This window comes from Paraburkholderia ferrariae NBRC 106233 (assembly GCF_000685035.1).
Classification (GTDB): Bacteria; Pseudomonadota; Gammaproteobacteria; order Burkholderiales; family Burkholderiaceae; genus Paraburkholderia; species Paraburkholderia ferrariae.
On record NZ_BAYB01000013.1, the window covers coordinates 110416 to 133266 of the forward strand.

Here is a 22851-nt window from a genome sequence, read left to right on the forward strand (position 1 = left end):
CCACAAGCATCCTGAGCGGGTTATTCAACATGACGCTCTCCCGTTACTTACACAATCGGTCCCCGAATCCAGGCGTCACATGGCAAGTGCCATCCTGGTTGCCTCGTCGATCGCGCGCACGGCATCCAGCTCGCCAGCAGCGGCCGCGCCGCCAATGAGTTGCGGTCTCAGTCCGTGGGTGAGAAGTTCGGCGTACAGGCCGCGGTTCGACTCCTGCCCGGCACAAAGCACAACGTGGTCCACCTGCAGCACATGGGGCTCGTCGCCGACCCTATAGTGCAGACCTTCGTCGTCGATTGCGTCATAGGTCACCCCCGCTGTCATCGTGACATTTTCGCGACGCAGCTTCGTTTTCAGGATCCACCCGGTCGACTTGCCAAGGCGCTGCCCAAACGGCTCGGCACTACGCTGAAACATATGCACGCTGCGCCGTGACGCCTTCCGAATCGCGGCTGCGCTCACCCCTCCCTTTCTCCGGTTCGTGCGATCGACACCCCAGTAACTGAAGAACGAATCCGCATCAAGTGACTGCGCCGGATCACCAACCAGAAATTCCGCGACGTCAAAGCCGATTCCTCCCGCGCCGATAATGGCGACCTGCTGGCCGGCCACCTCTTTGCCCGTCAGGACATCACGATACGAAAGGACCTTGCCATGATCGATGCCCCGGATAGCAGGAATCCGCGGAATAACGCCGGTCGCAAGCACGATATTGTCGAACCTGCCTTCCAGGAGCTGCGTGAGCGTCGCGAACTCGCCCAGATGCAGTATCACTCCGAGTTTGCGGAGTCGAACCTCAAAATACCTCAACATTTCCGCGAACTCGGCCTTGCCCGGTACCGACTTCGCGAGATTGATCTGGCCACCCAGTTGCCGCTCGCCTTCGAAGAGCGTGACATCATGCCCGCGCTCGGCCGCATTGACGGCATACGCCATTCCGGCTGGGCCACCACCGACAACCGCAATGCGCTTCGCCCGATGAGTCAGTTTGATCTTCGGAAATTCGAGTTCATGGCCCGCCCTCGGATTTACCATGCAGCTTGCCGTTCGTCGGGTAAAAATTGCGTCAAGACAAGCCTGATTGCACGCGATACAGGTATTGATTTCGTCCGATATTCCAAGGCGGATTTTTCTTGCGACCTCCGGATCGGCCAGAAGAGGCCGCGCCATCGAAACCAGATCAGCGGTTCCCGTAGCGACAAAGTCCTCTGCGTCGTGCGGTGTGTTGATCCGGTTCGAGGCAACGACCGGAATGCCGACAGCCCGCTTCACGTTGCGGACCGCGTCACGCCATACACCGCGCGGCACAGTCGCAGCAATCGTAGGTATCGCCGCCTCGTGCCATCCCATGCCCGTGCTGATCAAATCCGCGCCGGCTGCTTCGACCCACCCGGCGAACGTAGCGATTTCGTCGCCGGTCATTCCCCCCTCCACCAGATCGATCGCTGAAATCCGATAAATCAGCAAGGGAGCACGGCCAAGGCGCGCCCGCACGGCGCGTATCACTTCGAGAGGAAACAGGAGTCGCCCCTCAAAGCTGCCGCCAAACTCGTCAACGCGCCGGTTGGTCCGCTCCGCCGTAAACTCATTGATCAGGTATCCTTCTGATCCCATGATTTCAACGCCGTCGTAACCGGCGCCCACGGCCAGTTCCGCAGTCCTGGCGAAGTCCTCGATCGTGCTGCGCACCTGCACCGTGTCGAGTACCTGAGGGGAGAACGCGTTAATTCGCGACATGCCAGCCGATGGCGCTACACAGCTCGGCACCCGGGCGTATTGTCCGGCGTGCAGGATCTGCAGGACGATCCTGCCGCCATGCTCGTGCACGGCGCGCGTAACCATGCGATGGTCCGCGATCTGTTTCGCGCTATTGAAAATGGGCCCCCCGGGCTCCATAACGCCTTCCGGGCTCGGAGCAAAGCCCCCGCTGACGATCAGGCCCGCCTCCCCCGCCGCGCGCTCGGAATAAAATGCCGCCATGCGTTCATACGGACGATCCAGTGTTTCCAGGCGGGTATGCATTGCGCCCATCACGATCCGGTTGCGTAATACGATCGAACCGACCGTGATCGGTGTGAGTAATTTTCCAGTCATCTCACCGCACGCCCGGGATCGCGTTACCGCGCTTGACCGCTTCCGGAGAGCCGGCGCTGCGGATAATACCCAGCAAGAAGAGCGACACGGTCGCGACGATTGCCGGAATCGTCAATGTGAGAATGATCTCACGAAGGTGCATGCCCACCGCCATCATCGCCCCTCCGGCCATTGAGCCCAACGCCGCTCCAATCCGTCCGATCGCGTTGGCCCAGGACACGCCGGTCGATCGACTGCTCGTCGGATAAAAACCCGCGACGAGCGCGTATCCGCCAATCTGCCCACCGCTGACAAGAAAGCCGAGCGCAAAAACAGCCAGTACAATCAGGCTCCTCATATTTCCCGACAATGCGCAAAGAACGATCATCGGTATTGAAGCCAGATAGGCCCACGCCAGCACGCGCTGAGGATTGAACCTGTCCATCTGTCGCCCGAGCCAGATGCTCCCCATCGCAGCCCCGACCTGATGCATCATCGATATCAACGCGGCGGCCTCGAGAGACATGCCAGCACTCGCCAGCAACACCGGCATCCAGCTCGTCAGAAGATAGATGATTAGCAGGCTCATGAAAAACAACGTCCAGATAAGCAACGTGCCCGCCACTACACCCCGTTCGAAAAGCGTTCTCACGGGGGATCCTTGCACCTTCTCGTCGGCCAGCAACTCCGGAACGGCGGTACCCGGTGCGACGATCCTCGATACTATTTCGGCGACCCGCACGACTGCACGCTTCTTGCCCAGTAGCAACAAAAACCTGATCGATTCCGGAAGGTAGACCATAAGAAAAGGCAGCAGCAATAACGGCAGAAGCCCGCCTGCGATAAACACGCCCTCCCAGCCAATTGTGTTGACGAGTTGCGCCGTCAGCATTCCACCTGCTGACGCACCGATCGTAAAGCCGCAAAACATCAGCGTCACATACCCTGACCGTTTCTCCGTCGGGCAATATTCGGACGTTAGCGTGATCGAATTCGGCATCGCGCCGCCGAGACCCACTCCCGTCAGAAACCGCATCACCACCAGAAAATGCACGTCCGGCGAAAACGCCGATAACAGACTGCTGATACCAAACAGGAACACGGATGCGACGAGCACAGTCTTTCGTCCATGCCTGTCCGCCACTGGCCCGAGGAGAATGCCTCCCGCCATGGTCCCGAACAGTCCCGCGCCAAAGACTGGAGCAAGCGCGGCCGCAGTCAAGTGCCAGTGATTCCGGATCGCCGGGCCGATGAAGCCGACACATGCCGTGTCAAGACCGTCCAGCGCAGCGACCAGAAAACAAAGGAAAATTATTCGCTTCTGATAGCCAGACACCGGCTGCGAATCAATGAACTGGTCAATACGTTGCTGCCTGTTATCCTGCATGGTTACCTCTTCAGCTGCGTTCCACGAAAATTTGCGCAAAGTGCATGACGAAGTGTGTGAGCGTGAGTTCCGGTCTACAGTCGCGCGCACGGTGTTCGTCAATCCCGTCTTCGCCCGGCTGCCTCGCAAGGAATCGCTCAGTCCCCGGTCGCCCCCCGCGGACGACGATAGATCGATCCTTCACGAACCGTCAGAACCAGAATGCTCGACACGAGTGGCGCAACAGCAAGTGTCACGAAGGAAAAAAAGAACGAGGAGGTTTCGTGAAGAACGATTCCAACCACGATAGGCATGAGCACAGCCGATATCTGCGTAGCTGCCGTGCTAAGCCCAACGGCACTCGCTGCAAATTCAACCCCCACCAGCTCCGTCATGATGGTCACAATCAGGGTGATCCAGCCAAAAGACGCAAATCCGATTACCGCTGCCAGGATCCACATTAGCGGCAACGAGGCGAGGCGACCGAAGACCACCAGGCATACAAACATCGTCAGGAAAACGCCGGACGCCAGCCACTTTCTGGGACGGCCCAGCCAGTCAGAGCATGCTCCGATGACAGGTGGACCAATAATCGCCGCAATACCATAGATCGCAGTGACACTGCCGGCCTGAACAAGCGTATATCCAAGCTGCCGGTGCATCAGCGAATTGGTCCAGAAGAGAAAACCTGCAAGCGCCCAGTTACCCCCAAATCCAGCAAGCGACACCAGCCAGAAATCCCGGCTCTTCAGCAATAAACCAAAAGAACCGATACCGTGCTGCACATTCGCCGAAACACCTCTCCTGGGCGCTTCGCGCAAAAATACAAAGCAGACCAGAGACACGCCAATTGTCACGATGCCGAGTATCCGGTAGATACTGTCCCAGCGGACATGCTGAAGCATCTGGGGAAGCACCAGGTTCGCCACGACGATGCCCGTCGGCGAACCTGTGCTAACCACACCGATTGCCCTGCCCCGATGCGTCGGGGCATACCACTGGGACACGATCTTGATGGCGGTGGAAAAATCCACACCCGCTGCCAGTCCCATGAGTAACTGAACCAGCATGCCAGAAGGTACAGATCTCACTATGCCGAAGAGGTAGGTGAACACGCCCAGACACAGAACGGCGGACGGCAGGATGAAACGAACGCCGAACCGGTCGGTTGCAATGCCATTGATCGCGTTGGCTATGACATAGCCAACGAAAAACGCAGTGACAAAACCGCCCAATGCGGCAGTTGGAAGATGAAACGTGTCACTGGCGGTTGTCGCCACGTTTGCCCACGCGAGCCGATCCATGTACGTCATGAACATTGCAATCCAGGCAAGCGCGAGAACGATCCACCTGTAGCGGGAAAGTGAATCGCGGCTCGTGTCTTCCATCGAGCTTGATGCTTTCTGTTGCAACATACCGCCTCCACTTCCGCGCCCCTGACGCCGGTGGCCCGACATGCAACCCCAGTCGCATGCGCAAGGACACGGATAGAATTGATCGCGTTATCAGCACTGCCGAACCAGAAACTCCAGAAACTCCGGGAAAGCATTTCGTCACGATATGCCTGCCTGGCCCTCTCGCCTCCGCTTGGCAGCGTCGATACAACAACCTTCGCGCCCGGCAAACGACACTATCGATGGCCGCAACGGCGATCCGCGAATCGCTCCCCCAACTATCGGACAGAAGTCCAGAAACGGGCTAACCCGGGGGCGCGTCTTTTCTGGTCCCGACCCAGGCAGTCAGTATCGACAGCTACGATCCGCGTTGAATCAACCCTTCCCGGAGAGTCATGACCAGAATTACGGATACGAGCGGCCCAGCCGCAAGCGTCAGGAACGCGAGAAAGAACGAAGATGTCTCGCGGAAAACAATCCCGACCGCAACCGGCATAATTACGCCAGCGAGCTGGGCGAACGCATTGTTCAGTCCAACAGCGCTCGCAGCGAGGTCAACCTCGACCAGTTCGGTCAGCATCGTCACAACGAGTGTGAAACAGCCTACCGAGCAGAATCCGAGCACCCCGGCGACGATTGCCATCGTCCGCAGCTCCGTGAGCCCGCCAAATACCACCAGGCATAGGGTGATAGCAATGAACACTACTGCCGCCAGCCATTTTCTCGGGCGGCCAAGCCAGTCCGAGCATGCGCCGAGTACCGGAGGTCCGACGATTGCGACGGCACCATAGACCGCAGCCACCACACCGGACTGCACGGCCGTGTACCCCAGATGCTTTTGCATCAAGGCGTTCGTCCAGAACATGAAGCCGGTGAGCGCCCATACGCCGCCAAAGCCTGCGAAGCATACGATCCAGAAATTCCGGTTGCTCAGAAAAGGAACAACGTCGCGCAGGCTACTTCGTGATACGGGTGCAGACGCTGTTCGGGGCGCGTCGCGCACAACAAGAAAACAGATCAACGAAACGACAATGGTTGCGCTGCCAAAGATGCGATAGATACTGTCCCAGGAAAAATGCGGCAGCAACGCAGGAATTAGCGTATTGGCAGCGACGATCCCCGCCGGCAATCCGGTGATCACAACACCGATCGCGCGGCCCCGGTACTGTGGCGTGAACCATGCAGAAACGATCTTGATGCCGGTGGCGAAGTCCACACCTGCTGCAAGGCCCAGAAGACACTGAACCACCATGCCGGCGGCGACGGTTCTGACCTCGCCGAACAGGTACGTAAATATGCCCAGGAACAGGACCGAACCTGGGAGGATGAAACGTACGCCAAACCGGTCCGTCGCGACACCGTTGATGGCATTTGCGACGACATAGCCCACGTAGAACGCGGTGACGAAGCTGCCCAACGCGGCAATCGGCAAATGGAAGGCTCCGGTTGCGGCAGTCGCAACGTTCGCCCAGATGAGGCGGTTGACGACGCTCAGGAACAGGACACTCCACCCTACAAGAAGGACGACCCAACGGTAGCGCCGGACCGGTTCGACGCTACTGTCGCCGATCAACGTTGATGCGTGTCTTTCTAACATGTCGTCTCCAATTTCATTTTTTTAAATGGAACGGCCCACCGAAACTCCCGGAACTGCGTTAAACGTATCGCCGGATGACAACGCCCGGCCTGGTCATCCAGGCTCTTTGCCGCGCGCAAGGCGATTGTCTGCAACGTGGGATCAGGGTGCTTCCGGGTCGGGACTACGAACGATCGGTATGTCGGTATCGTCATGCTGGGCAGGCAGCGGATGAAATGCGGGGGCGCGCCGCTCACGCAGACTCGCTGCCCCTTCCGCGAAGTCGACGCGGTGCCCCGGAAGATGTCCCAGGGCCTTGGCCCGATCTTCAGCCTCGATACGGGTTCCGGACCAGTCGGCATGCACCTGGATCTTGGCATCTGACATTGCGATCGGCGAGCAGCAGGTGGCAAGTTCCCGTGCGTAGCTGATCGCATGGTCAAGCAGTTCTGCGTTCGGCAATACCCGGGAAACAAGGCCCATCTGAAGCGCCTCGTCGGCGTCGAAACGGCGGCCGGACAGAAGAAGATCCATTGCACGGCCATGCCCGATAATGCGCGGCAACAGCCAGGAGGATCCGTATTCTGCGTTCAGCCCCCGACGGACGAAAGCTGTGGTGAAAACCGCGCTGGCAGCTGCGAAGCGTACGTCGCAATGCAGCGCCTGAATGAGCCCAAAGCCGGCGCATCCACCGTTGATTGCGCCAATCAGGGGCTTGCGAAATGTGGCCGCATGCGTCATGCGGCGCCCCTTCGCGGGCGTCCGTCTCGCGCCCGCAGCGGACTGGGCGAGCGACTCTCCATCCATGCCGGAACAGAAGCCCCGCCCTGCTCCCGTAACGACGACAGCGCGGACCTCGGGATCGGCGTCTGCTTCGTCAAGCAGATCGAAATACTGGTCTCCAAGCGGGTATGTCCATGCGTTCAGTTTTTCGGGGCGGTTGAACGTAAGAATTGATACAGGGCCTTCGCGGCGAAGCAGGACCAGATCCTGTTCCATCAGAAACTCCGGATTAACGAAAAAAGTGCCGTACAAGCTGCACGTACAGAGTCAGGGGTACTGGCGTACCGGAGGCCGCGCGCGCGTCATTTCCCGCTCCACTTCGGAGCACGACCTTCGAGTCGCGCGCGAATACCTTCCATACGGTCCGCGCTTCTGTAGGGGCTGGGACCCGGATCCAGCGCAAGAGCGGTCTCCAGAGGCAACGCAGCGCCATGTCTCGCAAGCGCCTTGACCCGCCGCACCGACAGCGGTGCATTTGCACCTATCGTGCGTGCGACTGCCAATGTGGCCCCCAGCACTTCCCCGGCAGGAACCACATGGTTAAGCAGCCCGATCCGCTCCGCCTTCGCCGCGTCGATGAGTTCGCCCGTCATGACCATTTCCAGGGCAATAGCAGGCGGAACTACGCGCGGCAGCATGACCGAACCAAAATGTGCGCCCAGTCCGATCTTCGCTTCGGGTAGGCCGAACTTCGCGTCCGGATGCGAAATCCTGACGTCGCATGCCAGTGCGAGCTCGAGGCCGCCACCGATGGCGCTTCCGTTCAGCGCGGCCAGCACCGGCTTGGTGAGCGCATGCACGATTTCAAACAGACTTCGCTCGACTCTTGAAGCCGGTGGACGAAAGCGCCTCCCCTCCAGGTCGCCCTCGCGCATCTCCTTGAGGTCCGCCCCGGCGGAGAATACTCGTGCGCCGCCACCTGTCAGCACCATCACATCGATCGACTCGTCTTCTTCGGCGTCCAGCACGGCCCGGCTGTACTCAAGTATCAAGGCGCGCGAAAGCGCGTTGGCATGTTCAGGACGATCAACGCAGAAAATCCGGACACGTCCGTCGTCGCGAACGCTCAGCCCAGCGGCCGCCAGAGATGTCGACGCAGACGCGGGCATCATTTCCACCAGGCGTTCACGAAATCAAGATCCCGGCTCGGCAGACTCTGGAAAGCGGGTGCCCTCTTCTGCACGAACGCCTGCGCGCCCTCCCGTGGATCGCCAAGCTGCATCAGGCCGGTGAGGCCGCGCGCTTCGAGCGAGGCCGCCTCCGACGGGTGCTGTGCCGCCAGCATGCGCCACATCAGCCGCCGGCTGATCGCGATCGCACTCGCGGAGGTGCCCGAGGCGATCTCGCGACCGAGTGCAAGGGCGCGAGGCAGCAGTTCATCAGGCGTACAGATAGCAGCAGTAAAGCCACCGTCGTGCAGTTCGGCCGCGGCCAGCATCCGGCCGGTCGCCACCCACTCCACCGCACGGGAAATGCCGACGACGCGCGGCAGGAAGAAACTGGAGCAGCATTCGTTGCAGATGCCGCGGCGGGCGAAGATGAAACCCACCTTCGCGCTCTGCGAGATCAGGCGGATGTCCATTGCCGCCAGAAACGACGCGCCAAAGCCGACCGCTACCCCATTGATGGCGCCGATCACCGGCTTCTTCATGTCGAAAAGACGAAAAGGGATCTTCGACGAATGGTCCAGCGCCACATTCCGGCCGGTCGCAGGGTCGCCTTCGCGGCTCGACCATTTGCCCGGGCCACTCAGATCCGCCCCCGCGCAGAAGGCCCGCCCGGCGCCCGTCACAACAATGGCACGTACTTCATCATCTTCGTCCAGACGCACAAGGGCCTCGTGGATCGCATCCAGGGTTTCCCGCGTCACCGCGTTGAGCACCTCGGGCCGGTTCAAGGTCAGAACAGCCACTCCCTGGTCGATGGTGACCAGCACCTGCTGTGTCGAAGTATTCGGTTCCATGCTTCCAGAATATGAATGGAGTTCTATAAACTACTCTCAAGCAACCTCTCTTGAGCATCGCCCCTACATACCGGATGATTGTGAATACCGGCCTTTCGGTCAAGGGCTGAGAATCCGTATTGACAGTCCCTGCATTCAATGTATTATCCGAATATCATTCACATAAATGCACAAGACAGACGAGACAATGTACGACAGCTACCACAATCTCGAGGTAACACTGGACGGCAGTGTGGCCACCGTTACGCTCAACCGTCCCGACGCATACAACGCGATCGATATTGCCCTGCACGACGAGCTGGAGCGCCTCTGGCCGGATCTCGCGAGGGATGAGCGGATTGGCGCCATCGTCCTGACGGGTGCAGGGAAGGCCTTTTCTGCGGGGGGCGACCTCAAGGGAATGGCGCAGCGCGCAGGAACGCCCGAGAATTTCCGGCGCTCGCTCGGCGTTCCCGCCCAGACACGGCGTCTGTGGCAAAACATGCTGGAAGTCGGGCCGCCCATCGTTGCCGCGATCAACGGCGACGCAATGGGGCTGGGCGCCACGCTCGCGTTGATGTGCGACCTCACGGTGATGTCCGAGTCAGCCCGGATTGCCGACTCCCACGTGAAGGTGGGACTGGTCGCGGGAGACGGCGGCGCAGTCATCTGGCCGTTACTCGTGGGCGCATCCTGCGCCAAGGAAATGCTCATGCGCGGCCGCGCCGTGAACGGGAAAGAAGCGCGCGAAATGCGCCTGGTGAACTACGCCGTTCCCGCCGACCAGGTGCTGAACGAGGCAAAAAACATCGCCGCGGAACTGGCAGCATTGCCCCGATGGGCGGTCGCGTGGACCAAGCTGTCGGTGAACAAGCAGATCAAGGCCCAATTGAACGACGTGCTCGACGCCTCCATTGCGTTCGAGATGCTGACCCTGGCGACGGACGACCACCGTGAGGCAGTCACTGCCTTCGTCGAAAAGAGGCGCCCCGACTTCAAGGGCCAGTGACAGCTCTTCTTCTCAACTCTTTGAAATCCGAACTATTACCATGAGACAACTTGTTGATTTCTCCGGCCGCAACATCATCGTGACCGGCGCGGGCCAGGGCATTGGCCTGTGCGCCGCGCAGCTTCTCCATGAACTCGGTGCCAATCTGGCGTTGGTCGAACGCAATAAAGAAACGGCGCAGGCACTTCGCAAGGACTTTGCTCCGGAACGGACCTTGGTGCTGGAAGGCAGCGTAACGGACCGCGACTTCGTTGAGCAGATGGTCTCGACCGTGTCGGTCCAGTTCGGCGGGGTCCATGGCCTGATCAACAATGCCGGCATCACGCGCACGGCAATGATCGAAAAAATGACCGCTGATCAATGGCAGCAGGTGATCGACGTCAATCTCACCGGCGTGTTCAACTGCCTGCAGGCGGTGGGCAAAGACATGATCGGGCGCAACAAGGCGGGCGACGAGGCGCCGGGAGCGATCGTGAACATTTCGTCCGACGCCGGTCGCCGGGGCACGATCGGACAGATCAACTACGGTGCCGCCAAGGCAGGCGTCCTCGGTCTCACCATGAGCGCGGCCCGCGAATGGGGCCGTTATGGCATTCGTGTGAATACGGTGAGCTACGGTGTCGTGGAAACGGAGATGACCGAGGTCATCCGCGGTGAGAAGTTCCGCGAGCGCTCGCTGGCATCCATCCCGCTCGGCCGCTTCCTCAAACCTGAGGAAGCAGTCCGTTCTGTCGCGTTCCTGCTGTCCGAGGCTGCCGTCCACATCACAGGACAGCATCTGTCGGTGAACGGCGGCTCGCACATCGGCTTCTGACCTTCCGGAGCAGGCATTGAGCATTCGAGGAAAAGCATACATTGCGGGAGCGTGGGAGCATCCGCTACGCAAGGCAGACGAGAAGACGGTCGCGCAGCTGCACATGGAGTGCGCCCGGGGCGCGCTCGAGGATGCGGGGCTCACGTTCGCCGATGTCGACGGTTACTTCTGCGGCGGCGACGCGGTCGGAATGGGTCCGCTCTCCATGGTCGACTATATGGGACTGAAGGTCCGACACGTCGATTCCACCGAAACGGGCGGCTCGTCGTACCTGGTTCATGTCGCCCATGCTGCCCAGGCGATCGCCCTGAACAAGTGTAACGTTGCCCTGATCACCCTCGCGGGCAAGCCGCGCAGCGAAAAACCCAGGCCGTCGGCGCCCACGCCCGAGGGCGCGTTCGAGCTGCCTTATGGTCCCATTACGGTCAACATGTATGCACTGGCCGCGATGCGTCACATGCATGAATACGGGACGACGGCGGAACAGCTCGCATGGGTCAAAGTGGCCGCATCGCATCATGCCCAATATAACGAGCATGCGATGCTCCGCGATGTGGTGACGGTCGAGGACGTCGTCAATTCGCCGTTGATCTCGGACCCCCTGCATCGTCTCGACTGCTGCGTGGTCAGCGACGGCGGTGGTGCGCTCGTCGTCACGCGGCCCGAGATCGCACGCAGCCTGCAGCGTCCCTTCGTCAAGGTCATTGGCGCGGGCGAAGCACCCAGAGGGCAGAACGGCGGTCAGGTCGATCTCACCACTACCGGGGCCGCCTGGTCCGGACCGCGCGCTTTCGAGGAAGCTGGCGTGCACCCCGCTGATATCGACTACGCATCGATCTACGACAGTTTCACAATTACCGTGCTCCTGCAGCTGGAGGATCTCGGTTTCTGCCCGCGTGGTCAGGCAGGTCGTTTCGTCGCCGACGGCGGTTTGATTTCGGGGTCCGGGCGCCTGCCCTTCAATACCGATGGCGGGGGTTTGTGCAACAACCACCCTGCCAATCGTGGAGGCATCACAAAGGTGATCGAGGCCGTGCGTCAGCTACGTGGCGAAGCCCATCCCAAGGTGCAGGTGCGCGATTGCCGGCTCGCACTGGCTCAGGGCACCGGCGGCTCGCTGGGCACACGCCACGGAAGCGCAACTCTCATCATGGAGCGCGAGTAGACATGTCGACGCCCTATCAGGATCGCCCCATTCCGGCGCCGCTGAAAAACCCCGAAAACCGGGAGTATTTCGAGGCGGCCGGCAATGGCAGGCTGCTCGTCAAGCATTGCCCGGACTGCGGCAAGTCTCACCATTACCCACGCAGCTTCTGCCCGTTTTGCCACTCTCCCCGCGTCGAATGGCGCGAGGCATCCGGACGCGGAACCCTCTATACCTACACCGTGACCCGGCGAGCAGGTCCGACCCCGTACGCACTCGCCTACGTGACCCTCGAAGAGGGTCCCACCATGCTGACAAACATCGTTGATTGCGATCTCGACAGCCTCTCGGTGGGACAGGCCGTCAAGGTGGTATTCAAGGCGTCCGAAGACGGGACGGCCGTACCCATGTTCACCCCTGTTCTTTCCTGATCCCCGGCATGACGAACTGGAATCTGTTGAGCGACGAGGAGTTTGCGCGGGCCGCGACCGACTTCGTCGAGCGCGCATGTCCGCCGGAACTCCGGCATCTCCCCCATCGTCCCCGCTGGGAAAAGTCTGCTGGCTGGTATCAAGCCATGTCCCGCGAGGGATGGCTTGCACCGGGATGGCCGGTCGAGTTCGGCGGCATGGGGCTGGAACCGTCCAGGCACCTGATCTATCTGGAAATCTTCGAACGCCTTGGGACGCCTGCAGTGGCACCGCAAGGCATAGTCAACGTGGGCCCGGCGCTTATCGGTTTCGGCACAGACGAGCAGCGACAGGAGTTTCTGCCGAAGATCCTGTCGGGCGAACATCGATGGTGTCAGGGCTTCTCGGAGCCGAACGCCGGCTCCGATCTCGCCAGCGTACGCACCGAAGCACGGCCGGACGGCGACGGATACATCATCAACGGACAGAAAATCTGGTCGACCGGTGCCATTGACGCCAACTGGATGTACGCCTTGGTGCGCACGGACAAAAGCGTCCGAAAACAGGCCGGCCTGAGCTTCATCATGTTCCCGATGGACCAGCCAGGCGTGACTGTCCGTCCGATCCGCACGATTTCCGGCGGCGAGGAGTTCTGCGAGGTGTTTCTGGACCATGTGCGCGCCAGCGCGGCGCACATGGTTGGCGGCCTCAATAATGGCTGGAAAGTCGCGAATGGTCTGCTCGGATTCGAGCGACTATGGTCGGGATCGGCGCATCAATGCCGGCAGGCGCTGGTGCGCCTCAAGCAGGTTGCGCACGCTGCGGGGAAATTGCAGGATCCGGCCTTCCTGCGGCAGATCACGCGTCTCGAACTCGACGTACTCGATCTGGCTTCCTGCTACACGCGCTCAACGCGCAATCTCCAGGTGACGCGGCGTGTCGGTTTCGAGGCGTCCATGCTCAAGATCTGGGCCACTGAAACCTGTCAGCGCATCGGGGAACTGATGATGGAGGTTGGCGGCGACGCGGTACTGGTGCAGGACGGGACCGACTTCGATGGCCGGCACCTCGATGCACTCACCCCATTTCTGGAAGCGCGAGCGCCCACCATTTATGGTGGCACGGTTCAGATCCACCGCAACATTCTCTCCAAGAACGTATTGAACCTGCCCAACTGAGGCAACCAGGAAGGTCCACACCCATGGGTGCAACCCAGTATATTCAGTACCACGAAACCGACGAAGTCCGTATGGTGCGCGAAAGCGCACAGAAGTTCACTGCCGCCCGGACTGACCACAGACGAACGCGTGCGCTTCGTGCGCAGACACCCGCGTACGATCCGAACCTGGTGGCAGAGATGGCTGGGCTCGGATGGCTGGCGATCACGGTTCCCGAAGCTCATGGCGGTCTCGACCTCGGCTTCTGTGCGCTTGGCACAGTTCTGGAAGAAACCTCACGCGGGTTACTCTGCGAGCCGCTTGTGCGCGCCGCACTCGCTGCACGACTCATCACCCTGAGCGGAAACGACGCTGCCGCTGCAGAGATGCTGCCAGCCATTGCTTCGGGCGAGGCAATCCCGTCCTTCGCCTGGCAGGAGAGCCCCACCGGCGACGATCTGCTTCGGACAAGCGATTGCCGCACTCGCGCCGATGACGATGGAAACGGTTATCGCCTGAGTGGGTGCAAACATTTTGTCGATGTCCCGGCCGATGGCGGTTTTCTCGTGACTGCGCACGATGCTACCGGCATTGCGCTGTTCGCTCTGGATGCGGGTGCTCCGGGGGTGCTGGTGCAGACCCGCCGACGAGCGGACGGCGCGCTTCAGGGTACGCTGACCCTGGAGCAGGCACCGGTACGCCATGTGCTCGCGCGAGGCAATGTGGCAGCCCTGGCGCTGGAGCGCGCGCTCGATGAAGCGGCGGTCATGGTCTGCGCGGAGTTGTGCGGCATCATGACTTTCGCTCTCGACACCACACTGGAATTTATGCGCACCCGCGTCCAGTTCGAGCGACCTATCGGCAGTTTCCAGGCACTGCAGCACCGTGTTGTCGATCTGTATATCCAGCGCGAACTGGCCTTCTGCGCCTACAGGGATGCGGTGGAAATTCTTGAAACGCCTGCCTCGCCGGAAGATCGGCGGCTTGCCGTCAGCCGTGCCAAGAGCCGTTGCGCCAGTGCGGCAACCCGTGTCACCCTGGACGCCATCCAGCTACACGGTGCAATCGGCTTTACCGACGAGCACGACATTGGCCTGTACCTGAAACGCGCCATGACGCTCGCGGTTCAGTACGGCAGCGCCGACACGCATCAGCAGCGTTGCAGGCAGGTGTTGTTTCCCGAATATGAAGAACTGCGCACTCTCCCGACGGACTAACCAAAGCATGAACAAAGCACATGAAGACGTTGCTTCGCTTGCGTCCACCACTCCTGCCAACCGTAACGTCTATCGCTACGCCGATCTGCGACGCGTTCTCGCACCCCGCAGCGTCGCGGTACTTGGCGCGTCCCCGCGTGCCGGTTCGTTCGGAGAACGGACGCTGAAAAACCTGGCCGGTTTCCAGCACCCGGTTTACGCCGTCAACGCCAAGTACGACGAGATTCTCGGCCAGCGCTGTTACGCGTGCGTCGCGGACCTGCCCGAAGTGCCCGACTGTGCCTTCATCGCGGCCAATCGCGATGCAGTGGAATCGCTGGTGCTCGAATGTGCGGACGCCGGAGTCGGTGGCGTCGTCATCTATGCTGCAGGCTATGCCGAGACCGGCAAGGAGGAACGGCTGGCCCAACAGGAGCGCCTGCGACAGATTGCGCGCAAACGTGACATCCGCATCATCGGCCCCAACTGTATCGGCGTCTTCAATTTTTTTGACGCGATGATCGGCAGCTTCGCTCCCGGTATCCGGCTCGCGGGCCAGCCTGCCCCCCACGCCGTGGGCATCGCAAGTCAGTCAGGCGCGATTGGCATTGCCATGCTGCAGGCAGCGGAGGCCGGGGTCTCCTTCAGTCATATCCTGACTTCCGGCAATTCCGTGGATGTCGACGTCGCTGACTATGTCGCGTACCTGGCGGAGGCTCCTGAATGCCGTGCCATCGGCTGTCTCTTCGAGGGCATGGCGCAGCCCGCTCGCATGCTTGAGGCAGCGGCTATTGCCTGGGAAAATGACAAACCTCTGGTCGTCTTCAAGTTGGCGACCGGTGAACAGGGCGCGCAGGCGGCCATGTCGCATACCGGTTCGCTCGCCGGTTCGCAGGCAGCCTACGCGGCGGCTTTCGAGAAAGCCGGGGCCATCATGGTGGATAACTATGAGGCACTTGTGGAAACGACCGCTTTCTTTGCGAAGGCACCTCGGCCGCGTGCGCGCGGCGTCGCGGTCGCCTCCACCTCCGGTGGCGCTTCAATCATGGCGGCAGACAAGGCCGAAGTTCATGGTGTGCCGCTGCCGCAACCCCACGAGGCTAACCAGACGATTCTGGATGAGCATATTCCGGAATTCGGCTCCGCCCGCAATCCCTGTGACGTGACCGCGCAGGTGGTCAACAATCCGTCGTCGCTCGGTGCGGTTGGCGACGCACTGCTGCGGGACGACCATTACGGCGCGCTGATTCATCCCAGCGCTTTCGCGGCCGACTTCAGCGCGCAGCGCATGACCCTTTTCAACGAAATGGCACTACGCCACGGCAAGCCCGTCTGCATTGTATGGCTTCCGCTATGGCTGGACGGACCCGGGGCGCTTGAGGCCGAGAAATTGCCGGGCACATCGCTGTTCCGCTCAATGGACCGCTGCTTTGCTGCATTGGCCTCCTGGCATCACCGGGAAGACAGGCGTCAACGGGAAGCCACTGACGTTGTCCCTTCCTGGGTCGATGACGGCGTCCGCCAGCGTGTCGCGCTCAAGCTGCAGCAATGCGGCAACAAGGTTCTGACCGAACGGGAAACAAAGGACGTTCTGTCCGCTTATGGCGTCCCTGTCGTCGAAGAAGCCCTGGTCCACAGCGCAGATGAGGCGGCTGTACAAGCCTCTCGTGTCGGCCTGCCAGCCGTACTGAAGGTGGAGTCGCCGGATCTGCCGCACAAGACGGAAGCGGGGGTGATCCGCCTTGATCTCCGGACGCGGGAGGACGTAGAGGCGGCCTATGAAGAGGTCATGGCGAACGCACTGAAAGTTGAACCTTCGCCGCGCATCCACGGCGTGCTGGTACAACCCATGGTGCCCCCCGGTCTGGAAATCATGGTCGGCGCCAGGGTTGATCCGCAATTCGGCCCGCTGATCGTCGTCGGGCTCGGCGGGATCTTCGTGGAGTTGATGCGCGACACCGTGGTCGATATGGCGCCCGTGTCGCCTGCGCGTGCCAGAGAGATGCTGGCTCAGCTCAAGGGACACGCTGCCCTGAATGGGTTCCGCGGCAGCGAACCCGTGGATCGCGAACGTCTATCGGAGATCATCTCCCGGCTCTCGGTGTTTGCAGCGGACCACCGCGATCTCATCGCTGAACTTGACGTCAATCCACTCATCTGTGCGGGATCGCGCGTCGTCGTGGTCGACGGCCTGATCGCACGGGGGTCATAGTCGCACATGATGCCGGGAGCCCGCCGACAAGGCGGGACATCATCGTCCTCGAACGTCTGCCCTGCCCATGCCAGGGCAGCTTCAACAGCCTTGAGCTGCCCTTGAAGAACCTCAATGACGGCAGCGAGAGGATTGTGACTACCCTGCCGCTTCGCTGCGCAAGCACCTGGGCAGGCTGAGCCAGAGCACGCGCGTCAATCCGGTCGGTTTTCGCGAGATTTCCCATTGCCTTCGCGAAGTCGCTGGCTTGCCGGGGATTCACAGTAGCAACTGCGTAGCCGGCGCTTTGCAACGCACAACCAACCGCCGCATCGTCTGAGAGGCGTTGTTCGTGGACCGCATGTTCATGTCGGCCCAACATCAGCAGCTTCCGAATGGCCATCGCCGGTCGAGCCCTGCTCCCGGCGATCGTCGCATGATTTTATCGGGTAGCTGCTGCGTTCCCCACACCAGGTTTTGACAAGCGAGGCGATGAAATGCCGTGCTTATCAAAGCAGCCGACACTCGACTGCACAAGCGTTGAGTTAGATCAATCTCTCCGCCTCTCGGACATTCAAACGTTAGATAGTACATACTATCCTGAGATATCAGCAGCCGAAAGAAAGCCCAAACCATCGATAGATGTAATAGAAGCACTTTCCAAAACAATCCTGGAGACATCCATGCAACGTAATATCCAGTTCACCTCCAGCGTCATGGCTGTGGGGGCGACAGTTCGCGGCATTGACCTGAACCAGCCGCTCACAACGGACACGCACGACGCACTCTATGATCTGTGGCTCCAACATGGCGTGCTTGTCTTCGCCGACACACCGGCAACGAACGATCAGCATCTAGCCCTTAGCGCTGTGTTCGGCGAATCGGAGCAACACCCGTTTCCCGAGATTCTTTGTCCCGAAGAACCACTTTTGATTGAACTTGGCGGACGCAACCGCGGAACGGCTTTTCTGTACAACGGCAACGAACTGCGACTCGGACGCCTTCCTTGGCACCGTGATACTGGCTACGTTCCTGAGGTATGCAAGGGCGCGATGCTGCGTATGCTCAGCATTCCTGATGAAGGTGGAGAGACCGGCTACGCCGACACGGAGAAGGCATACAACCATCTGCCTGAAGGACTGAAGCGCCGCATCGAAAATCTTGAAGCCAAAGTTTCGCTTCGTCTGGGCCCGTTCACGCAACAACGCCCTGGCGCATTCTGGACCACCGTGCGTTATCCCACTCCGGAGGAATGTCCTTACCCGCAACAACCTCATGCGCACAGCAACGCGGTACATGAGCGCTATCCAACCGTTGTGCATCCGGTTGTAATGCGCCATCCCGAGACAGGAAACCCCAACATCTACCTGAGTCCCACCTATGTCGACGAATTCCTCGGGCTATCGCATCGTGAAAGCGAATATCTGCTATCGGAATTGACGGGCTATATGCTCGATCCGTCTGTAATCTACATACACCAATGGAAACCGAACCAGCTTGTTGTGTGGGACAACCGAAGGATGTTGCACGCAGCGTATGGATACGATCCCAAGTACAGCCGACGAGGCTTGCGGACGACGATGAAAGAATCGCTCTGCAGTGGACGTTACTACGAATCTCTTGCGGCCGATTTCAAACCCGCAACGTTGATCGCCGACTAAGCGGACCGTTGAGGCCGGTGGGAAACGCCGACCGTCGCAACCCGGCCCGGCATAAAAATCCGGGTCGCAGAACTATCCACGGAGACGAACACATGAAACCGCAGTTCCAGGCCGACCCGTTCCGTCCACATGCTATAAGCAAGGCTGATCAGATCCCCGCCACGCGCTATTACGACCCGGAATTTTTCCAGCTTGAACAACTTCGCTTATGGCCGCGCGTTTGGCAGATGGCATGCAGGTTTGAGGAACTTCGGGATGATGGCGACTTCGTTGAGTATCGTCTTCTGGACCAGTCTTTCATCATCGTCCGCGTGGACCGTCATACCATAAAGGCGTATGAAAACACCTGTCGCCACCGCGGAATGCGTTTGTGCGAAGACAGGGGTAATGCCAACAAAGGATTCAACTGCCCGTTTCATGGCTGGCATTGGAGCACAAGCGGCGATTGTGTCCGGGTATTCCAGCAGTCGTATTTTAATGACGAAACCATCCGTGCCGCAGACATCCGGCTAAAAGCCGTTCGATGCGAGATTTGGGGAGGGTTCGTGTTCATTAACCAGAACCCGGATGCTGCACCGCTGCGCGAGTCGCTCGGAACGTTTGCGCCGATGCATGAGGCCCGGAACGTGGACCAGTTGCATGCCCGGTTCTGGATAGCCGTTCGCGTTCCTGCGAACTGGAAAGCCACGCTGGAAGCGTTCATGGAAAGTTACCATGTATCACGAACGCATCCCCAACTAATGGCGGCACTCGACTCACCGGTTGATGATGCCGAAAGCGCAGCCAGCAACGGAGCCAACACAGCTCAAGCGGTCCGTTACGCATCCTATCGTAACGGCCGCGAAGTCATAACCGGCAATATCTCCTATCTGAAAAATCTCAGCGAAGGCATGGGGCACGCGATGGTTATTGAGCGTGATATCGAGGTCGCGGAACGCATACGTGACATTGACATACCTGAAGATCCCGCCTTGGCAGGAATAGCCTGGCGCCGCGCACTGAACGATGCGATTTATCAGGAAGGTCTCCGGCTTGGACTACCAATGCCCGACCTGAACAGCCTGCCGGACGAGCTCAATTCGCCGGTAAACTATGCGTTCCCGAATTTCTTTCTTCTCCCCTTCTTCGGAAACATGGCTTCCTATCGTGTGCGGCCACTCACTACCGAGACGTCGCTGATGGAGATCTGGGGTCTTGAATTCTTCCCGCCGGGAGCAGAACCGCCCCGACTAACAACCCCTAAGGTACTTGAAATAGGAGACCCGGAAATTCCGTTGATTCCCGCTCAGGACTTCGTTAATTTACCGCGGCAGCAAGATGGCATGCATGCAGCCGGATTTGATGTATTGCGTCTCGCATCGAGTAACGAGGGACTCTTGAGCAACTATCAGCGCCTTATTGACGGCTACATACAAGGTGTTTCCGAAAAAGATCTTCTGCAAGGCATCACGAAAGTGTCTGGACCGATTGACGCCCCGATCAAAGACCTGGGCCTGCCAATGTCGGGCCTCTGACTTCTGCCTTTTCGCTTTTTGCTATGCTTGAACCCGGAGCCTGGGCCACCCCGGGTCATGCACGACAACACGGACGCGGACAGGCAAAGTAATTCAGCAAGACCTTCGCTGTTCTCATACACCGGGAAGTCCTTGTCGAAAGTTAGCCGCCCTGTCTCCGCGGAATGCCAGCGTCGATACTGCCCACGCCAGGCGTCGACGCCACATGCATAATTGCCCAATGACCTAACAGCAGCAATTCAATTGGCCGTCGCAGATTGGCGGATTGGGAACTGTCTGGCCCGAGCCGGTCACCACTGGCGATACTCTGAGTCGTGGTCTCCATACACCAGGCACCCGCTATGCGTCCGACGCAAGAGCGTTAAGGAAATGGGGCATGCGTTTGCAAAACAACAATCCGGCGGCGTTCACGACCCTGTTCAGGCGTGCTCTTGGGACGTCACCTCACGCGTACCTAGATAGCAACCGCAGCTCATAGTCACTGGGGCTGTATGCACCCGATCGCCTTGGCCGACGTGAAGTGATACGATCAATTCAGCACTTTCGCAGCGCCAAAAGATGGCTACACATTTCTGCTTCAACCCGAACGCTGCGCCTAAGTACGCATGTCGATATAGAGGAATTTCATAATGCCTAGCTTCCTGTTGATGGTAGCCAGCAATCCGAAAGCCGGTGGGGACGACGCCTATAACGAGTGGTACACCAACCAACACATTCCTGACGTTCTCAAAGTCCCTGGCTTTGTTGCGGCGCGACGGTACCAGACGATAGATCACGACAAAACATCGCAAAACTACCTTGCGCTGTATGAGATCGAAGCCGCGAGTTTCGAAGATGCGCGCGCATCGCTGACGAAACACGCAAAGGAGATGTATATCGCCCGCGAATTCGATCGGGACAGTCTCTTGGTAGTTGGCTATGAAGCAATTACAGAACGTATAGTTCGAACGTCTGGTTAATTTGCGCGACGCTCCTGATCCCACACGCTGCCGACATCGCCCGTACGGCCCGTTCACGAAGCGTGATCATCCTGCTTTCCGGTGAAAGCATGAAAACCACCGCGCCGGCCACGTCTTCGGGCTCGTTGACTCGACCGATCAGAATTGGCAAGGTCCGGATAAGCGTTTGCGGATCAGTGCGCATCATGGCCGTGCGCGTCGCACCGCGCGCAACAAAGTTGATTCGAACACCGTGCGCTGACGTCGACAACCCCAATACTCGCAATGCGCTCGTTAGAGCGGCCTTCGAAGCACAGTAGGCTGCGAGATCACGCTGCGGATGACGGGCTCCGATCGACGTAACCGCGCAGATCGCGCCTTCCCGCTGCCGCTGAATTAGCCGACGTGCAACGGCCTGTGCCGCGTAGAAAGAGCCGATCATGTTGACCCGCATCACGCGCTCGAACATCTCGGGCGTAGTATCCAATGTAGGGTGATGTTCAAGTATCGACGCGACTAGCGCCAGGCGATCGACATCGTCGAACTCTTCAACCAGATCGGCGATCGTCGCTGTGTCGCCGAGGTCGACCCTCCGCGTGAGGGCGTGGACCCCGCTGGCTTGCAAATCAGTGGCTAGCGCCTGGGCTTTCTCAACGTTGATGTCAGCCAATACCAACTTGCGCGCAACGGCGGTTTCCGCAAGTTTGCCCGCCACCGCCGCCCCAATCCCCTGCGCGGCGCCGAGGATAAGGATTGAGCCTTCACAGGAGTCAGGTCTACTCGACATTTTACGATCCGTGATGGTTGTGGTTTCACGGAGCCAGGCCATCAGGGTAGTCCCGTCTCCAGTGCGTAGCTAGCACACTGGATTCGCGAGCATCCCAAGGCCCTCTATGTCAATCTCGACCTGGTCTCCGGGATGTAAGGGTTTGCTTCCGGGAGGCGATCCCGTAGCGATCACATCTCCTGGCACCAGGCTCATCACGGAAGAGATATAAACCAGCAACTCGTGACAACTCCAGATCATGTCCGAGGAGCGGTGATCCTGCCGCAGTTCACCATTCACGCTGCACCGGATACGCACATCGGACGGATCAAAGCCCGTCTCGATCCACGGCCCCAGCGGGGCGAACGTGTCAAAAATCTTCCCGTCGACGAACGCATTCGATCCACGAAAGGCCGGCTTGTCATCCATCTTTCCGCCTGTGACATCGTTGATGCAGGTATAGCCATAGATGTACTGAGCCGCCTCATCCACCGCGACATTCCTGGCATGTCGGCCGATCACCATCGCAATTTCGCTTTCGTGATTGAACGGTACGGCATCCGGCCACTCGCGTGGCAATACGATGGGATCGCCCGGGTTTGTGCAGGTGGACGGTGGCTTGACCCAGAGGAAAGGCCGAGCCGGATGAGGACGACCAGCAAGGTGAGCACGATAGTTGGGTCCAACGGCAACTATCTTTGACGGCTGCACGGGAGTGAGCAACCGCTCGTCGCTCAGGCAAAGATGCTTCGCATTCGGCACGGGGCGAAACTCGGGAAATGCGCCCTCAAGCGGCACGATCCGGTCGTCCACGAGTTCGCCAAAGCGCGGTCCTTGCGGAGATTGATAACGTATCAGTTTCAAAACTGCCTCTCTTCGAAGAAAGTCGGACTCGATCTTATCGCCGCGACAGAACC

19 protein-coding genes and 1 pseudogene are annotated in these 22851 nt (G+C 59.7%); 10 read left to right on the forward strand and 10 right to left on the reverse strand.

Features of this window, described 5'->3' with window-relative positions:
- Positions 1-75: 75 nt before the first annotated feature.
- From BFE01S_RS15775 to BFE01S_RS15805, 7 genes are all read right to left on the reverse strand, one after another.
- Positions 76-2094: an oxidoreductase gene (locus BFE01S_RS15775; RefSeq protein ID WP_028226359.1), complete on the reverse strand. Its 2019-nt coding sequence runs from the start codon at positions 2092-2094 to the stop codon at positions 76-78.
- A 1-nt stretch (position 2095) separates the two neighbouring features.
- On the reverse strand, positions 2096-3460 hold the full coding sequence (locus BFE01S_RS38775; RefSeq protein WP_042337737.1) for an MFS transporter: 1365 nt from the start codon (positions 3458-3460) through the stop codon (positions 2096-2098).
- Positions 3461-3597: 137 nt separating this feature from the next.
- Complete coding sequence (locus BFE01S_RS15785) at positions 3598-4854, reverse strand: MFS transporter (RefSeq protein ID WP_028226360.1); 1257 nt, start codon at positions 4852-4854, stop codon at positions 3598-3600.
- Between the two features lie 337 nt (positions 4855-5191).
- Positions 5192-6430: an MFS transporter gene (locus tag BFE01S_RS15790; protein WP_052420890.1), complete on the reverse strand. Its 1239-nt coding sequence runs from the start codon at positions 6428-6430 to the stop codon at positions 5192-5194.
- Between the two features lie 141 nt (positions 6431-6571).
- Entirely contained in the window at positions 6572-7408 is an 837-nt protein-coding gene (locus BFE01S_RS15795) for an enoyl-CoA hydratase-related protein (RefSeq protein WP_028226362.1), read from the reverse strand.
- Between the two features lie 86 nt (positions 7409-7494).
- Positions 7495-8304 (reverse strand): enoyl-CoA hydratase/isomerase family protein, encoded by an 810-nt coding sequence (locus tag BFE01S_RS15800; protein ID WP_245621120.1) that lies wholly within the window; start codon positions 8302-8304, stop codon positions 7495-7497.
- Positions 8301-9155: an enoyl-CoA hydratase-related protein gene (locus BFE01S_RS15805; RefSeq protein ID WP_042337740.1), complete on the reverse strand. Its 855-nt coding sequence runs from the start codon at positions 9153-9155 to the stop codon at positions 8301-8303. Before BFE01S_RS15805 ends, BFE01S_RS15800 begins: the two co-directional genes overlap by 4 nt.
- Before the next feature lie 187 nt (positions 9156-9342).
- On the opposite strand from BFE01S_RS15805, the gene BFE01S_RS15810 reads away from it, so the two are divergent.
- From BFE01S_RS15810 to BFE01S_RS15840, 7 genes are read left to right on the forward strand one after another with little or no spacing between them, the layout of a single operon-like run.
- Positions 9343-10143 (forward strand): enoyl-CoA hydratase/isomerase family protein, encoded by an 801-nt coding sequence (locus BFE01S_RS15810; protein ID WP_028226365.1) that lies wholly within the window; start codon positions 9343-9345, stop codon positions 10141-10143.
- Between the two features lie 40 nt (positions 10144-10183).
- On the forward strand, positions 10184-10957 hold the full coding sequence (locus tag BFE01S_RS15815; RefSeq protein WP_028226366.1) for an SDR family NAD(P)-dependent oxidoreductase: 774 nt from the start codon (positions 10184-10186) through the stop codon (positions 10955-10957).
- Between the two features lie 16 nt (positions 10958-10973).
- Positions 10974-12122 carry a thiolase domain-containing protein gene (locus BFE01S_RS15820; protein WP_028226367.1) on the forward strand — a complete coding sequence of 383 codons (1149 nt, stop codon included), beginning with the start codon at positions 10974-10976 and terminating at the stop codon, positions 12120-12122.
- Between the two features lie 2 nt (positions 12123-12124).
- On the forward strand, positions 12125-12532 hold the full coding sequence (locus tag BFE01S_RS15825) for a Zn-ribbon domain-containing OB-fold protein (RefSeq protein WP_028226368.1): 408 nt from the start codon (positions 12125-12127) through the stop codon (positions 12530-12532).
- An 8-nt stretch (positions 12533-12540) separates the two neighbouring features.
- On the forward strand, positions 12541-13689 hold the full coding sequence (locus BFE01S_RS15830; protein ID WP_028226369.1) for an acyl-CoA dehydrogenase family protein: 1149 nt from the start codon (positions 12541-12543) through the stop codon (positions 13687-13689).
- 23 nt (positions 13690-13712) lie between these two features.
- Positions 13713-14885: an acyl-CoA dehydrogenase family protein gene (locus BFE01S_RS38780; RefSeq protein ID WP_042337742.1), complete on the forward strand. Its 1173-nt coding sequence runs from the start codon at positions 13713-13715 to the stop codon at positions 14883-14885.
- Positions 14886-14892: 7 nt separating this feature from the next.
- On the forward strand, positions 14893-17076 hold the full coding sequence (locus BFE01S_RS15840) for an acetate--CoA ligase family protein (protein ID WP_042337744.1): 2184 nt from the start codon (positions 14893-14895) through the stop codon (positions 17074-17076).
- 151 nt (positions 17077-17227) lie between these two features.
- On the opposite strand, the pseudogene BFE01S_RS44315 reads toward BFE01S_RS15840, so the two are convergent.
- A pseudogene (locus BFE01S_RS44315) lies at positions 17228-17377 on the reverse strand (IS110 family transposase); the annotation flags it as partial.
- A gap of 361 nt (positions 17378-17738) precedes the next feature.
- Here BFE01S_RS44315 and BFE01S_RS43065 point away from each other — a divergent pair.
- The 3 genes from BFE01S_RS43065 (at position 17739) to BFE01S_RS44320 (ending at position 21189) form a co-directional block, all read left to right on the forward strand.
- Complete coding sequence (locus BFE01S_RS43065) at positions 17739-18716, forward strand: TauD/TfdA dioxygenase family protein (RefSeq protein WP_169742635.1); 978 nt, start codon at positions 17739-17741, stop codon at positions 18714-18716.
- A gap of 92 nt (positions 18717-18808) precedes the next feature.
- On the forward strand, positions 18809-20230 hold the full coding sequence (locus tag BFE01S_RS15855) for an aromatic ring-hydroxylating oxygenase subunit alpha (RefSeq protein WP_028226373.1): 1422 nt from the start codon (positions 18809-18811) through the stop codon (positions 20228-20230).
- 629 nt (positions 20231-20859) lie between these two features.
- Positions 20860-21189 (forward strand): DUF4286 family protein, encoded by a 330-nt coding sequence (locus tag BFE01S_RS44320; protein ID WP_156967027.1) that lies wholly within the window; start codon positions 20860-20862, stop codon positions 21187-21189.
- Here the strand turns inward: BFE01S_RS44320 and BFE01S_RS41910 are convergent.
- Entirely contained in the window at positions 21158-21997 is an 840-nt protein-coding gene (locus BFE01S_RS41910; protein ID WP_052420892.1) for an SDR family NAD(P)-dependent oxidoreductase, read from the reverse strand. The two genes, BFE01S_RS44320 and BFE01S_RS41910, sit on opposite strands and share 32 nt — an antisense overlap.
- Before the next feature lie 27 nt (positions 21998-22024).
- Complete coding sequence (locus tag BFE01S_RS42340; RefSeq protein WP_028226374.1) at positions 22025-22798, reverse strand: fumarylacetoacetate hydrolase family protein; 774 nt, start codon at positions 22796-22798, stop codon at positions 22025-22027.
- Between the last annotated feature and the right edge of the window lie 53 nt (positions 22799-22851).

Bases quoted from the DNA above. Each gene is read 5' to 3' on its own strand.
- BFE01S_RS15775 (WP_028226359.1), bottom strand. From the start codon at position 2,094: ATGACTGGAAAATTACTCACACCGATCACGGTCGGTTCGATCGTATTA.
- BFE01S_RS38775 (WP_042337737.1), bottom strand. From the start codon at position 3,460: ATGCAGGATAACAGGCAGCAACGTATTGACCAGTTCATTGATTCGCAG.
- BFE01S_RS15785 (WP_028226360.1), bottom strand. From the start codon at position 4,854: ATGTTGCAACAGAAAGCATCAAGCTCGATGGAAGACACGAGCCGCGAT.
- BFE01S_RS15790 (WP_052420890.1), bottom strand. From the start codon at position 6,430: ATGTTAGAAAGACACGCATCAACGTTGATCGGCGACAGTAGCGTCGAA.
- BFE01S_RS15795 (WP_028226362.1), bottom strand. From the start codon at position 7,408: ATGGAACAGGATCTGGTCCTGCTTCGCCGCGAAGGCCCTGTATCAATT.
- BFE01S_RS15800 (WP_245621120.1), bottom strand. From the start codon at position 8,304: ATGATGCCCGCGTCTGCGTCGACATCTCTGGCGGCCGCTGGGCTGAGC.
- BFE01S_RS15805 (WP_042337740.1), bottom strand. From the start codon at position 9,155: ATGGAACCGAATACTTCGACACAGCAGGTGCTGGTCACCATCGACCAG.
- BFE01S_RS15810 (WP_028226365.1), top strand. From the start codon at position 9,343: ATGTACGACAGCTACCACAATCTCGAGGTAACACTGGACGGCAGTGTG.
- BFE01S_RS15815 (WP_028226366.1), top strand. From the start codon at position 10,184: ATGAGACAACTTGTTGATTTCTCCGGCCGCAACATCATCGTGACCGGC.
- BFE01S_RS15825 (WP_028226368.1), top strand. From the start codon at position 12,125: ATGTCGACGCCCTATCAGGATCGCCCCATTCCGGCGCCGCTGAAAAAC.
- BFE01S_RS15830 (WP_028226369.1), top strand. From the start codon at position 12,541: ATGACGAACTGGAATCTGTTGAGCGACGAGGAGTTTGCGCGGGCCGCG.
- BFE01S_RS38780 (WP_042337742.1), top strand. From the start codon at position 13,713: ATGGGTGCAACCCAGTATATTCAGTACCACGAAACCGACGAAGTCCGT.
- BFE01S_RS15840 (WP_042337744.1), top strand. From the start codon at position 14,893: ATGAACAAAGCACATGAAGACGTTGCTTCGCTTGCGTCCACCACTCCT.
- BFE01S_RS43065 (WP_169742635.1), top strand. From the start codon at position 17,739: ATGCAACGTAATATCCAGTTCACCTCCAGCGTCATGGCTGTGGGGGCG.
- BFE01S_RS15855 (WP_028226373.1), top strand. From the start codon at position 18,809: ATGAAACCGCAGTTCCAGGCCGACCCGTTCCGTCCACATGCTATAAGC.
- BFE01S_RS44320 (WP_156967027.1), top strand. From the start codon at position 20,860: ATGCCTAGCTTCCTGTTGATGGTAGCCAGCAATCCGAAAGCCGGTGGG.
- BFE01S_RS41910 (WP_052420892.1), bottom strand. From the start codon at position 21,997: ATGGCCTGGCTCCGTGAAACCACAACCATCACGGATCGTAAAATGTCG.